General features: G+C 44.9%; 12 protein-coding genes and 2 rRNA genes. 1 reads left to right on the forward strand and 13 read right to left on the reverse strand.

Annotation, left to right across the window (positions count from 1 at the left end; genetic code table 11):
- Positions 1-198 precede the first annotated feature (198 nt).
- The 4 genes from gltX to BLT91_RS26430 form a co-directional block, all read right to left on the reverse strand.
- Positions 199-1653, reverse strand: a complete 1455-nt coding sequence (gene gltX / locus BLT91_RS26415; RefSeq protein ID WP_090826737.1) for a glutamate--tRNA ligase — start codon at positions 1651-1653, stop codon at positions 199-201.
- A 33-nt stretch (positions 1654-1686) separates the two neighbouring features.
- On the reverse strand, positions 1687-2172 hold the full coding sequence (gene ispF / locus BLT91_RS26420) for a 2-C-methyl-D-erythritol 2,4-cyclodiphosphate synthase (RefSeq protein ID WP_090826739.1): 486 nt from the start codon (positions 2170-2172) through the stop codon (positions 1687-1689).
- Positions 2169-2873: a 2-C-methyl-D-erythritol 4-phosphate cytidylyltransferase gene (gene ispD / locus BLT91_RS26425; RefSeq protein WP_090826741.1), complete on the reverse strand. Its 705-nt coding sequence runs from the start codon at positions 2871-2873 to the stop codon at positions 2169-2171. Before ispD ends, ispF begins: the two co-directional genes overlap by 4 nt.
- Positions 2874-3057: 184 nt before the next feature.
- A complete protein-coding gene (locus BLT91_RS26430) occupies positions 3058-4125 on the reverse strand; it encodes a PIN/TRAM domain-containing protein (RefSeq protein ID WP_090826743.1) in 1068 nt (355 codons plus the stop codon).
- A gap of 154 nt (positions 4126-4279) precedes the next feature.
- Between BLT91_RS26430 and BLT91_RS26435 the strand changes: the two genes are divergently transcribed.
- The gene (locus tag BLT91_RS26435) at positions 4280-4675 is read left to right on the forward strand and encodes a DUF1573 domain-containing protein (RefSeq protein ID WP_090826762.1); all 396 of its coding nucleotides are present in this window, start codon (positions 4280-4282) and stop codon (positions 4673-4675) included.
- An 81-nt stretch (positions 4676-4756) separates the two neighbouring features.
- Here BLT91_RS26435 and pssA read toward each other — a convergent pair whose 3' ends face one another.
- From pssA to BLT91_RS26480, 9 genes are all read right to left on the reverse strand, one after another.
- Positions 4757-5506, reverse strand: coding sequence for a CDP-diacylglycerol--serine O-phosphatidyltransferase (gene pssA / locus BLT91_RS26440; protein ID WP_090826745.1), 750 nt, complete (start codon positions 5504-5506; stop codon positions 4757-4759).
- A gap of 85 nt (positions 5507-5591) precedes the next feature.
- Positions 5592-6671, reverse strand: coding sequence for a DNA integrity scanning diadenylate cyclase DisA (gene disA, locus BLT91_RS26445; RefSeq protein ID WP_090826747.1), 1080 nt, complete (start codon positions 6669-6671; stop codon positions 5592-5594).
- Positions 6672-6712: 41 nt separating this feature from the next.
- Complete coding sequence (gene radA, locus BLT91_RS26450; RefSeq protein WP_090826750.1) at positions 6713-8080, reverse strand: DNA repair protein RadA; 1368 nt, start codon at positions 8078-8080, stop codon at positions 6713-6715.
- 156 nt (positions 8081-8236) lie between these two features.
- The gene (gene clpC / locus BLT91_RS26455) at positions 8237-10678 is read right to left on the reverse strand and encodes an ATP-dependent protease ATP-binding subunit ClpC (protein WP_090826752.1); all 2442 of its coding nucleotides are present in this window, start codon (positions 10676-10678) and stop codon (positions 8237-8239) included.
- Between the two features lie 58 nt (positions 10679-10736).
- Positions 10737-11798 carry a protein-arginine kinase McsB gene (locus BLT91_RS26460; protein WP_090826754.1) on the reverse strand — a complete coding sequence of 354 codons (1062 nt, stop codon included), beginning with the start codon at positions 11796-11798 and terminating at the stop codon, positions 10737-10739.
- Positions 11799-11822: 24 nt separating this feature from the next.
- Positions 11823-12335: a protein-arginine kinase activator protein McsA gene (locus BLT91_RS26465; protein WP_090826756.1), complete on the reverse strand. Its 513-nt coding sequence runs from the start codon at positions 12333-12335 to the stop codon at positions 11823-11825.
- 13 nt (positions 12336-12348) lie between these two features.
- Positions 12349-12810 (reverse strand): CtsR family transcriptional regulator, encoded by a 462-nt coding sequence (locus BLT91_RS26470; protein ID WP_090826758.1) that lies wholly within the window; start codon positions 12808-12810, stop codon positions 12349-12351.
- 344 nt (positions 12811-13154) lie between these two features.
- Positions 13155-13271 (reverse strand): 5S ribosomal RNA (rrf, locus tag BLT91_RS26475).
- 108 nt (positions 13272-13379) lie between these two features.
- Positions 13380-13492, reverse strand: a 23S ribosomal RNA gene (locus BLT91_RS26480); the annotation flags it as partial.

The following is a 13492-nucleotide window of genomic DNA, read 5'->3' on the forward strand; positions in this document are numbered from 1 at the left end:
GTATTCCGGCTGCGCCTACCCTACTCTTACGAGAGTTCGGCGCGGCAGCTCCCAGGTGCATTTCCGATTACAGGGATTGGATAACTCACAGCCGAAGCCTCATGGCTCCGATTATCCTCTCTGATAAATCCCTAGTTAACGTACTCTCCTGATCATTGCATTCGATATTGAACTAAGTATAGCGAAAAGAAACCCGCTTTACAATAAGTTCCTTAGACGAGATACGACTTTTTCTTTGCCAAGCAGATAAAGAGACACATTTAGATCCGGACCGTGTACTTGTCCTGTTAGCGCAGAACGGATCGACATGAACAGTTGCTTCCCTTTATAGCCTGTATCTTTCTGCACTTGTTTCAGCAAAGCAGGAATGGCTTCTACCGTGAAAGCTTCAGCTTGCTCGACTTGCCCTAGGAAGCTAGTTAATACGATAGGCACATGTTCTTCCTTCAAGACAGCAGCTGCTTCCTCATCGATAACCAGCTCTTCTTTAAAGAAGATGCCAGCTAGATCAATGATCTCTGCCGCATAGCGCATTCTCTCTTGATTGAGGCCAACCAAAGCCGCAACCCATTCTTGACCCGCTTCATCCAAATCTTCTTGGATATACCCGGCCTTTTGCAAATGAGGCAAACTTAGCTCAACCACACGGGAGAGAGGGGCCTTTTTCAGATAAGCATTGTTCATCCAATTCAATTTATCCATATCAAACACAGCCGGACTCTTAGATACACGATCCAGGTCAAACTGGGCAATAAGCTCTTCCTTCGTGAACATCTCTTCTTCGCCGCCAGGAGACCAACCTAGCAGTGCTATGAAGTTAACGACAGCTTCCGGCAGGTAGCCTAGCTCTCTGTACTGTTCGATAAATTGGATGATGGACTCATCCCGTTTGCTCATTTTTTTACGGTCTTGATTCAAAATAAGCGCTAAGTGTGCAAAATCCGGAACTGGAAGTCCGAGTGCTTCGTACATCAGGATTTGTCTTGGTGTATTGGAGAGATGCTCCTCACCACGAATAACCAGGTTGATCTTCATCAAATGATCATCAACTATAACGGCAAAATTATAGGTAGGGATGCCATCAGCACGCGCGATGATGAAATCGCCAATCCCATTGGATTCAAATTCAACATGCTCGCGCACCTTGTCCTCGAAGCCGATAATACGGTCTTCCGGGACACGGAAACGAATTGAAGGCTTACGTCCCTCACCTTGATAAGCAGCAACTTGCTCAGGTGTTAAGTTACGGCACTTACCTGAATAACCACCCATCTCCCCGCGTGCTTCTTGCTCTGACCGCTCCTGCTCCAAATCCGCTTCTGAGCAATAGCAATGGTAAGCATGTCCGCCCTGAACCAATTGATCGAGATAAGTCTGGTAAATATCCAGTCGTTCCATCTGACGATAAGGACCGTAAGGACCTCCGATATCTACACTCTCATCCCACTCTAAGCCAAGCCATCTAAGGCCGTTCAGCTGATCCTCGATACCAGACTCTTTGTGACGAGTTTGATCTGTATCTTCAAAACGCACAACAAACGCACCGCCATGGCGACGCGCCAATAAATAATCAAACAGTGCCGTACGAGCACCGCCAATATGTAAATGTCCAGTCGGACTAGGTGCATAACGCACACGTAAAGGTTTATTCATGACAGTGTACCCTCTTCTCCCCGATAATACCTGCTATTCTAGCACATCTCGAATTAAACAAACAACCGATTGCGCAGCAATTCCTTCACCGCGACCTGTGAAACCAAGCTGTTCCGTCGTCGTAGCCTTCACATTGACTTGATCCGGCTTAGCATCTAGCGCAGCTGCAATAATTTTTACCATTTGCGGAATGTACGGCGCCATTTTCGGCTTCTGGGCAATGATCGTGGAATCTGTATTCCCAAGATGATAACCTCTATCCTTAGCTAGCTGCCAAACCTGTTTCAGCAGTATCAAGCTATCCGCATCCTTGAACTCTGCAGACGTATCCGGGAAATGCTTCCCGATATCACCTAAGCCCAGTGCGCCTAAAATTGCATCGCTAATTGCGTGCAGCAGCACATCGGCATCCGAGTGACCAAGCAACCCCTTTTCGTAAGGTATCGTTACGCCCCCAATAATGCACTTTCGTCCTTCCACCAACTGATGAACATCAAATCCTTGTCCCACGCGAATCATAGGTGTCCCTCTCCCCTTACGTTATATAGTATCCATTCTGCCCATGGTAAGTCTTCCGGAGTTGTAATCTTAATATTATAATAGTCCCCTTCGACCACATGTACCGTCGTTCCTATTCGCTCCACCAACATGGCATCGTCCGTCCCCATAAAATCGTCCTGAAGTGCGCGCTCATGCGCCTCCTGTAGTAGGGAAAGCCGAAAAGCTTGCGGCGTTTGGATCGCCCACAAGCTTCGTCTATCCGGTGTAGATTGAATTCGTTTCTCGATATCTACGATTTTGATCGTATCTTTGACAGGGACGGCCAGCACGGCTGCATTCTGTTCTTTTGCTTTCGCAAGGCAATCGAACACATGTTCTTTTTTCACGAAAGGCCGAACACCATCATGAACAAGCACCCAATCCGTATCCTCTTGTAAGGACTCCAGGCCCCGTCTAACGGAATCTTGACGCTCTGCACCTCCCGCTAGCACATGAGTGATCTTGGTGAGAGCATAGCCCTGTACATAGCCGTTACAGCGATCTACATCATCTGCCCCAACAACGAGAATGATTTCATCCACTTCATGTATGTTTTGAAATAATTGCAAGGTATGTACCAGAATTGGCTGCTGTCCCAGTTGTAAGTATTGTTTACTTTCAGCCGTTCGCATTCGCGAGCCCTTGCCCGCAGCCACGATGATAACCCCTAGCTTCCCCATAAGTCCTCCAACTAAGCGCTTTCTATTAGAAAGCTTTCTTCGTAATCATAGGCCCAAGGATAAACGACCCCATCGTCCTATTAGGACGAGCGTTTTGTCAAAGTTGATGCAAAGCAAAAGTATAATACTTATACTTTCCTATCAACTAGAAAGAGCTACGTTACATCTCCTTATCATACTGGTTTTACTGCGCTTTTTCCAATAGTTTTGGTTTAGCGAAAATCATACGTCCCGCCGATGTCTGCAGGACACTTGTGACCATCACCTCGAGTGTCATCCCGATAAATTCGCGCCCGCCTTCCACAACAATCATCGTACCATCGTCAAGATAAGCAACACCTTGTCCATGCTCTTTGCCGTCTTTAATGACTTGAACAATAATTTCTTCACCCGGTAGGACAACAGGCTTCACCGCATTCGCGAGGTCGTTAATATTGAGGACCGAAACACCTTGCAATTCACATACTTTATTCAGATTGAAATCGTTCGTGATTACTTTGCCTTGCAATACTTTTGCCAGACGAACTAACTTGCTATCTACCTCAGATATTTCTTCGAAATCTCCTTCGTAAATTAGCACCTTTACTTCGAGTTCCTTTTGGATTTTGTTCAAAATGTCTAAACCGCGTCGACCGCGATTCCGTTTGAGTAAATCCGAAGAATCAGCAATGTGCTGCAGCTCTTCCAAGACAAATTCCGGTATAACGAGTGTTCCCTCGATAAAGCCTGTTTTGCAAATATCAGCGATCCGCCCGTCAATAATGACACTAGTATCGAGAATCTTATGTTCCTCATAAGGACGGTGTGTCTGCTTCTCAGGACCTGCCGATCGGCTCTTCGCAATGATCTGAACAAGTTCTTCTCGCTTACTGTAACCAATACGAAACCCCATCACAGCTAATACCGCCGAAACAATGAAAGGTAAAAAGGGACCCGCCCACTTTGCCTGCTCTAGCACAGGAAACGCTAATACTGATATAAGCAGTCCAATGACTAATCCTAATGTACCTGAGAGCAAATCGGATACGGGAATGTCCGCGACATTCCTTTCGCCTCTCATCAACAGCTTCATTCCCTGACTTGCAACCCACGATGAAAGAAAGAACATAGCGACAGCGCATAAACTATTGATCCAAAATCCTTTTCCTGCCTCACTCATGAACCCTGTCGTTCGAAGGATCGTATCGCTCCATCCATAACCTAAACTACCACCCATGATGGCCAAAATGAACTGTACCCATTTTCTCATCATAGATTCACCCCCTAGATCAACTTTGTTTAAGCTTTATTACAATTATGTTCCAATTTATCCATCGTTAATCACTTCTTCACATGGAAAATTGAAATATTAGAGGGCTTCCATTATAATGAAATTGGAAGTTACCAACACACCCGAGGTGGATGGAATGAGCTCCTTGACTTTAAAGCAGTTTCAGGATCAAGTATCAGAATTGTTACTCCGTCACCGAAGTCTGCTTGACGTCTTATCCAAATTTCAACAGTCAGGCGCAGCTGCTAATCGTTCCGTGGTGAAATCCATTACAGAATGTGGATGTATTCAGGTTCATGCAGCCAAGCAAGAGTACCATCCAGAAATGACTTTGAATGAAGCCAAGGATGTGCTCGGCACTCATGTATCCGGACACTTATGTGAACAATGCATCGAGGTCGTTAGTAGTGAACTGGGCAAAAATCTCTTTTATATGTCCGCACTAAGCAACATACTTGACGTTAATTTGGAACAAGTCGTTGAGAACGAGTCTAAGAAATGCAACACACTAGGACTTTTCAACATGTCATGAAGATGAACAAAAAAAAGCATTTATTTTCTATCTGAATCATCAGAAGAAAATAAATGCTTTTTATTTTTCGAGCAATTACGCTTAGACGTCGGATTTTACTGAGTTTGTATCATCCATGCCGCGTCTTTTGTTCTTTCTCCGTAAACGGATGAAGAACCCATCAACGTTTTTTTTTAAGCCATATAGCGCGTACAACAGCAAAGGTACGAAGATCATCTTGGAAATGGACTCAGGCCATTTGATAGCAATCAAGATAGCTACAGCAACAATAATTGGCGTAATCCAAATCGCTGCTTTGGGAATACCAGCTTTCTTGAAGTTCGGGTACTTAACTGTACTTACCATTAAGTACGACAATAGGATGGTGCTTACTAAGAGCACATACACATTAATTTCGTTCACAAACAACGCTAGTGTACAAAGAACACCACCTGCTGCCGGGATCGGCAGACCGATGAAATAGCCAGGTGTACCAGCAACGACATTGAAACGGGCTAAACGGAGCGCTCCACAAATCGGGAAGATCGCTGTGACGATCCAAGCAAATGCCGGACTGATCACATTCGGATCATTAAAGGCAACAACATACATGATAAAGGCAGGTGCTACACCGAAGGAAATTACATCGGACAGCGAATCTAACTCTTTACCAAACTCACTTTGTGCGTTCAAAGCTCTGGCCACACGTCCGTCCAGTCCATCAAGTAACATAGCGACAATGACGAGTACTGCTGCGATTCCGTGTTTACCACTGAAGGCAAGAATAATTGACAGAACACCTAGGAATAAGTTCCCTACTGTAAAAAGGCTGGGAATTGATTTCGTTAACATATGTTTTTGTCCACCTCTGGATTTACTATACCCTAATCTTGACTTAATAAAACCTCAACAATGATACTTTATGATTGTATCTAGTTTAAATATGTCTGTCAATGAACACTTGTTCTTGAATTCTTTTGAGACCTTCCTTTATGGCGCGGGCTCTGACTTCTCCGATTCCGTCAACTTCATCCAATTCTTCGATCGTCGCCATCATCATGTGCGGCAAGTAACCAAACTTCTCCACAAGATTGGCAATAATGATAGAGGGAAGTCGCGGAATTTTTCCAAGAATACGAAATCCACGAGGGGACACCGGTTCTTCGACAATAGAATTGGTATGCTGATAACCTAGTAACCGAATGATTTGATGCGGTTCCAGCAGTTCATCTGAAGATAAACGCTTTAAGCCTGCCAGCATTTCCTTGACGCGGTCTTCTGAGAAATCACGCACATAATCTTTTACGAGAAGACGAGCTTCAAGTTCCGCATTTCCTACAAGTTCCTCGAGCTGCATACTAATAAGACGACCTTCGTTGCCGAGTTCGTTTATGTACCGGTTGATCTCGGACTTGATGCGCAGCACCATCTCAAAGCGAGCAATAACGTTGGTAACATCGTGTAATGTAACTAATTCCTCAAACTCTGATGCGCTTAGATTGGTCAATGACTGGTCTAATACAACTTTGTAACGTTCCAAGGTCTGGATTGCTTGATTCGCTTTCGTCAAAATGACACCAATATCTTTCAGCGCATAACGCAAATTACCTTGATAGAGTGTTATCACATTACGTCGCTGCGAAATCGAAACAACCAATTTGTTCGTTTGCTTCGCAACACGTTCGGCTGTCCGGTGCCTGATTCCTGTCTCCGATGAAGAAATGGAGGAATCCGGGATTAACTGTGTGTTCGCATATAGGATGCGCTTGATATCCTCACTTAGAATGATCGCGCCATCCATTTTGGCAAGCTCATATAAATAATTGGGAGAAAACTCACAATCTATGGAAAATCCTCCATCCACGATTGCCATTACTTCTGTACTATATCCAACTACAATCAGTCCACCCGTTTTGGCGCGCAGAACATTCTCCAATCCATCACGGAACGGTGTACCAGGTGCTACCATTTGCAGCAATTGGCTCATGACGTCTCGCTTTATCTCTTCTTTACTCATTATTTTCCTCCTGAAGGCTTGCAGGTTGAATGACCCACGAGTTAACCCAGTGCCGCTCTCAATGCCTCTGCTACCGTGTTCACTCCGATAATCTCCATACCGGGCGGATGTATCCATCCCTTCAAACTTTTTTCCGGCATAATCACTCTACGGAACCCAAGCTTTTCCGCTTCCTTCACACGTTGGTCAATCCGGGATACACCGCGGACCTCTCCTGTCAACCCGATCTCACCGAACACTACATCATAGGGCCCAGTCGGTTGATCCTTAAAACTGGATGCAATACTAATGGCTATCGCAAGATCAACAGCCGGTTCATCAAGCTTTACACCGCCGGCTACATTAAGGTAAGCATCTTGATTTTGCAGGAACATTCCCATACGTTTCTCCAAAACTGCAATGATTAGAGAGAGTCGGTTATGATCAACGCCTGTAGCCATCCTTCTCGGAGAAGGGAAATTGGTCGAAGATACCAAGGCTTGGATCTCTACCAATACGGGACGAGTCCCTTCCATACTGGCAACGACCGTAGACCCGGCAACCCCAAGCGGTCTTTCCGATAGAAATAATTCGGATGGATTGCTAACTTCGACAAGGCCTGCTTCTTGCATCTCAAAAATGCCGATTTCATTCGTTGAGCCAAATCGATTCTTGACCGCGCGAAGCACGCGATAAGAATGATGGCGCTCTCCTTCGAAATAAAGCACACAATCCACCATGTGCTCCAGCATCCTTGGCCCCGCAATGGCGCCTTCCTTCGTCACATGACCGACAAGGACTGTTGCAATTCCTTTACCCTTAGCTATTCTCATAAAATGACCCGTGCATTCCCGAACTTGTGAAACGGTACCTGGCGCTGAAGTAATCCCAGGGTGATACACCGTTTGAATCGAATCGATGACCAGAAAATCAGGATCAATTTCTTGAATTGCTTCCTCAATAAGCTCAAGGTTCGTCTCGCAAAGCACGTACAACAGCGGAGATGAAGCATTCAAACGATCTGCACGAAGTTTGGTCTGTTTGACGGATTCTTCACCCGATATATAAAGCACTTTTTGCTGTGCCTGCGTAAGCTCGAAGGAAGTTTGGAGCAGCAAAGTCGACTTCCCGATTCCTGGATCTCCACCTACTAGAATCAAGGATCCCGGTACGATACCTCCGCCTAAGACACGATTCAATTCTTTATTGCTCGTAACAACCCTAGGTTCAGGGCTACTTTCTATATGTATGATAGGGGTAGGTTTTTCTTTCGTTCGAGGTGCTGAAGAATTCATTCCCTTTGTGCGAACAACCGTCTCAATCTCTTCCACCATCGTATTCCAAGATTGACAACCTGGGCATTTCCCCATCCATTTCGGCGACTCATAACCGCATTCTTGACAGCAAAATTTCGTTTTCTGTTTGCTCATGGCGTAAGTGACTCCTTAAAATCTTCACGATCATATTTGGCTATCCTTACCAATAAAGTTTACCATTTTTACGAAGCCCATGAAAGGGCTGCAGCAAATAAAAAGCATTTTGCTGCACCCTAGCCGGATGGAGCAAAATGCTTCTTTGCTTTTTTTTTATTTAACAGCTACGCCTTCGCCCTTCAGGACGACAAGCTCGCCTTCATTCTCATCAATCGTTAAGGAGTCGCCTTTGGAAATGTTACCTCTGAGAAGCTCCTCAGATAAGCGGTCCTCAATATGCTTCTGAATTGCTCTGCGCAGCGGTCTTGCCCCGTAAGTAGGATCGAATCCTTCTTTAGCAAGAAATACCTTGGCTTTATCCGTTAGCAAGAAATCAACCTCTTGCTCTTTCAGACGTTTCCGGAGATCATCGGCCATCAAGGTGACGATTTGCGCAATATGTGCTTCGTCCAAGGAGTGGAAGACGATAATTTCATCGATACGGTTAAGAAATTCAGGACGGAAGCTTTTCTTGAGCTCGCCCATCACTTTATCTCTCATGTTGGTGTAATCCTTACCTGCATCGAGAGCAGCCGTAAAACCGAGTGAAGAATTTTTCTTAATCATTTCCGCGCCAACATTAGATGTCATGATAATCAATGTGTTGCGGAAGTCGACAGTACGTCCTTTGGAATCTGTTAACCGACCATCTTCCAGCACTTGCAGCAGGATGTTGAATACTTCTGGATGTGCTTTCTCGATCTCATCAAGCAGCACGACGGAATATGGCTTACGGCGAACCTTCTCCGTGAGTTGACCGCCTTCCTCATATCCAACATAACCTGGAGGCGCCCCCACTAATCTTGAAGTCGAATGCTTCTCCATGTATTCCGACATATCAATTCGGACTACCGCGTTATCATCCCCGAATAGAGATTCTGCTAACGCACGTGCTAATTCGGTTTTACCAACACCCGTTGGTCCGAGGAAAATGAAGGATCCCATTGGACGCTTCGGATCTTTAAGACCTGCTCTTGCGCGGCGAATCGCACGGCTTACTGCTTTCACGGCTTCTTCTTGGCCAATAACACGCTCATGAAGAATATCTTCCATTTTGAGCAAACGCTCGGTTTCTTCTTCAGCTAGTTTACTTACAGGAATACCAGTCCAGCTCGCCACAATTTGCGCGATATCATCTGGCGTTACTTCTGTATCCAAACGTCCCTGCTTTTCTTTCCAATCATTCTTCGTAGTATCCAGCTCTTCACGCAGCTTCTGCTCCGTATCACGAAGTCCGGCAGCTTTCTCGAACTCTTGACTTTGAACCGCTGCATCTTTCTCCTTGCGGATATCTTCCAGCTTATTCTCAAGCTGTTTCAATGATGGCGGTATCGTGTAAGAGCGAAGCCTTACTTTGGAGCTCGCTTCATCAATCAAATCAATTGCTTTATCCGGTAAGAAACGGTCCGTAATGTAACGATCGGAAAGCTTAACAGCCTCTTGAATCGCTGCATCGGTAATTTTCACACGGTGATGCGCTTCATAACGATCACGCAATCCGTAAAGAATTTGAATGGCTTCGTCAGGAGATGGCTGATCAACCGTAATAGGCTGGAAACGACGCTCTAACGCAGCATCTTTTTCAATGTACTTACGATATTCATCTAACGTTGTTGCACCAATACATTGCAGCTCGCCTCTGGCAAGTGCCGGCTTCAGAATGTTGGAGGCATCAATTGCGCCTTCAGCTCCACCAGCACCAATCAAGGTGTGAAGCTCGTCAATAAATAGTACGATATTGCCCGCTTGACGAATTTCGTCCATGATTTTTTTGAGACGATCTTCAAACTCGCCGCGATACTTGGTACCCGCCACAACAGAGCCCATATCAAGGGTCATCACCCTTTTATCCTTCAACGTTTCAGGAATTTCATTGTTTATAATTTTTTGGGCAAGACCTTCGGCAATAGCCGTTTTACCAACGCCTGGTTCACCGATCAGTACTGGATTGTTCTTCGTTCTGCGGCTTAACACTTGAATGACACGCTCAATTTCTTTGCTGCGTCCAATAACAGGATCTAGATGACCCTCTTTGGCGTAAGCTGTCAGATCCCTCGCTAAACCATCCAATGTAGGCGTGTTCACATTTTGATTATTACCATGACTTGGAGACACAGTCTCGCTGCTGCCTAGCAGTTGAAGCACCTGTTGGCGCGCTTTGTTCAATGAGACACCTAAATTATTAAGAACTCGCGCGGCAACTCCTTCACCTTCACGAATTAGTCCGAGTAAAATATGTTCAGTCCCCACATACGTGTGACCTAATTTTCTAGCTTCATCCATTGAAAGCTCAATGACCTTTTTCGCTCTGGGTGTATACGCGATGTTGGTAGGCTGTTCTTGTCCTCTGCCAATCAGAGATTCAACTTCATCTTGAATTTTCTCAAGACCTAAGCCCAAAGCAACGAGTGCTTTAGCGGCAATACCTTCACCTTCACGTATCAAACCAAGTAAAATGTGTTCAGTACCAATATTGTTATGCCCTAAGCGAACTGCTTCCTCTTGAGCTAAAGAGAGCACCTTTTGTGCACGTTCCGTAAATCTGCCAAACATCATAGAGAACACCTCCAAAAGTAGTATATCTATGGAAAACCTAAAGGATGAATCTTATTACTTAAATCCTGCCGAATCTTTCACGAATCAACTCTGCCCTGCGCATATCTCGCTCTTCGGCATTTAACTTCTCACCTGCATATTGCTGAAGGAAACCAGGCTGTGTCATCACCAGCAGTTCATTTAGAACATTTGATGAGACGTTGTTGATGATCCCGAGGTCAATGCCCAATCTCACATCCGACAAACGCTGCGCGGCCTCCTTAGAGTCCATGATTCCCGCATAAGACAGAATACCAAGTGAGCGGTTCACACGATCGATTATCCGCATTCTAGACTCTTGCATCAGCTTATGTCTCGCAGCGCGCTCATGCTCTATAATTTGCCTTGCAACGCTGTGTAAATTATCAATGATCTCGTCTTCGGATTGGCCCAGCGTAATCTGATTCGATATTTGGAATAGATTACCTAAAGCTTCGCTGCCTTCTCCATATAATCCTCTAACCGTCAACCCAACTTGAGTAACAGCTGATAAAATCCGATTAATTTGTTGGCTAAGCACCAACGCGGGCAAATGCATCATCACCGATGCGCGAATACCGGTACCGACATTCGTAGGGCAGCTTGTTAAGTAGCCTCTCTTTTCATCATACCCGTAATCCAATTGCGTTTCAAAAATATCATCGATTTGATTCGCCAAGTCCCATACTTCCTTAATCTGAAAGCCGGGACATAAACATTGTATGCGAAGATGATCCTCTTCGTTGATCATAATACTGATGGATTCATTTTCGCTTAAAATAACGGCACCATTTCTGGACTCGTTAGCCAAATTAGGACTAATTAAATGCTTCTCCACTAAAACCATTCGCTCAAGCTCACCGAGGTCTGACAGTGGAATAAGCGAAAAATTACTAATCGTCTCCAGCTCATCATTCTCAAGTACACTGGACAAATGTTCAAGTACTTCTTGTGATTGTTGATTGGTAGCTAACATCGGATAAGGATAGTCCCTAAGGTTGCGTGCAATGCGGATCCGACTACTGATGACGATATCCGACTCAGGTCCTTCACCTTTCATCCATTCGCTCAATGCATCTCCTGTAAACCGTTGTAATGTCACTGGATTCACACCTCCCTTACAAACTTACATACCCGCAATTTTTTTCTCGATTTCGCGAATTTGATCACGAATCTTCGCAGCTTGTTCGAACTCTTCAGCTTCAATACAGGTCATCATATCCTTCTTGAGCGTATCAATTTCCCGCTTACACTGGATAATGCCACCGCTTCGTTTAGGTACTTTCCCAACGTGAACGATGTTCCCATGCACTCTTTTGAAGAGAGGGTCTAATTTTTCTGAAAAGCTTTGATAGCAAGATCCGCAACCAAAACGACCTAATTTACTAAACTGCGAATACGTAAGGCCACAGTTCTCACAGCGGATTGCCTGGGACTTCGCGGCGGAGATGGATGACGGTTCAAAATCAAGTAATCCTGATAAAAGATTATGAATCGAAAAGCCGTTAGACGTCCCAGGAATCATTTCGCCCTTCTCACGAGCGCAATTCTCACAAATGTGGAACTCGTTCTTGTCTCCATTCACAATCTTTGTAAAATGAAGAGTCGCCGGTCGTTTTCCGCATTCCTGACAAATCATTTCGTATGCCTCCTCATCTGCTAAGCAAGGATATCAGCATTGCTTTAAGAATCTTAGCCCGAATTTCATCACGCATCGGCAGCTTGAAGGTCAATACATCTCTGGATATCGCTGCCCGAATCAAGTTAGCTTCTCGGGTTGAAATATAGTGGCCCTCCTGCAGCTGATATATGAGTCCTTCTGAGGTGACTTGATCAATGTGTGTATGAATCGTGCGAAAAATATGATCTAAAATAGATCCGTGACTTTTGAGCTCGATCTTTTGGATACGAATGTATCCACCACCACCGCGCTTACTCTCCACAATGTATCCCTTTTCCAAGGTAAACCTTGTGCTAATCACATAGTTGATCTGGGAAGGTACACATTGGAACTGATCAGCTAGGTCGTTGCGTTGAATCTCGATGGCCCCTTCGGAACTTTGCTGCAGGACATGTTTTAAATACTGCTCAATAATTTCTGATACGTTACGCATCAATTCATCCTCCCAGACTGCTAGAAGTAAATTGACTTTGACTTTCTTTGACCTTAACTAGATTATAATCATTTCCTTTCATTTTGACAAGTACTGCTACTAACAATGTCCAGGGACATATATTTGCCCTGAGTTTCGATAGTAATTTTGACCTTTCATATTTAGCGTCAGAACACTGACCTTTATCACAACCTACTCACAGTATTTACAAAAATACCCCTACTTAACGTAAGGGCACGTTCCAATTAATTCTTTTTTTCAAAACTGTTCTGCATCCACCAATGAGGCTCGGTGAAAACAAAAAAGCCTTCTTGAGATTTCTCTCAAAAAGGCTTTTCCTTGTTGCTTGGCAACGTTCTACTCTCCCAGAACCCTGCGGTTCAAGTACCATCGACGCTGGAGGGCTTAACGGTCGTGTTCGAGATGGGAACGCGTGGGTCCCCTCCGCCATCATCACCAAACAGTCAAAGCGTGTTTGCGCCTTGAAAACTAGATACGAAACTTGCGTAAAGTGTTACCTTAGGTTAAATGCTTATGCTTCCGAAGCTAGCTTTCCTCCGGATAGCTTTGAGGTTAAGCCCTCGACCGATTAGTATTCGTCAGCTGCATGCATTGCTGCACTTCCACCTCGAACCTATCAACCTCGTCGTCTACAAGGGGTCTTACTGACTTGGGAAATCTC

The sequence above is a fragment of the Paenibacillus sp. yr247 genome (assembly GCF_900103825.1).
GTDB lineage: Bacteria > Bacillota > Bacilli > Paenibacillales > NBRC-103111 > Paenibacillus_E.

Excerpts from the sequence above, each read along its gene's own strand:
- gltX (WP_090826737.1), bottom strand. The coding sequence starts at position 1,653 with ATGAATAAACCTTTACGTGTGCGTTATGCACCTAGTCCGACTGGACAT.
- ispF (WP_090826739.1), bottom strand. The coding sequence starts at position 2,172 with ATGATTCGCGTGGGACAAGGATTTGATGTTCATCAGTTGGTGGAAGGA.
- ispD (WP_090826741.1), bottom strand. The coding sequence starts at position 2,873 with ATGGGGAAGCTAGGGGTTATCATCGTGGCTGCGGGCAAGGGCTCGCGA.
- BLT91_RS26430 (WP_090826743.1), bottom strand. The coding sequence starts at position 4,125 with ATGATGAGAAAATGGGTACAGTTCATTTTGGCCATCATGGGTGGTAGT.
- BLT91_RS26435 (WP_090826762.1), top strand. The coding sequence starts at position 4,280 with ATGAGCTCCTTGACTTTAAAGCAGTTTCAGGATCAAGTATCAGAATTG.
- pssA (WP_090826745.1), bottom strand. The coding sequence starts at position 5,506 with ATGTTAACGAAATCAATTCCCAGCCTTTTTACAGTAGGGAACTTATTC.
- disA (WP_090826747.1), bottom strand. The coding sequence starts at position 6,671 with ATGAGTAAAGAAGAGATAAAGCGAGACGTCATGAGCCAATTGCTGCAA.
- radA (WP_090826750.1), bottom strand. The coding sequence starts at position 8,080 with ATGAGCAAACAGAAAACGAAATTTTGCTGTCAAGAATGCGGTTATGAG.
- clpC (WP_090826752.1), bottom strand. The coding sequence starts at position 10,678 with ATGATGTTTGGCAGATTTACGGAACGTGCACAAAAGGTGCTCTCTTTA.
- BLT91_RS26465 (WP_090826756.1), bottom strand. The coding sequence starts at position 12,335 with ATGATTTGTCAGGAATGCGGAAAACGACCGGCGACTCTTCATTTTACA.
- BLT91_RS26470 (WP_090826758.1), bottom strand. The coding sequence starts at position 12,810 with ATGCGTAACGTATCAGAAATTATTGAGCAGTATTTAAAACATGTCCTG.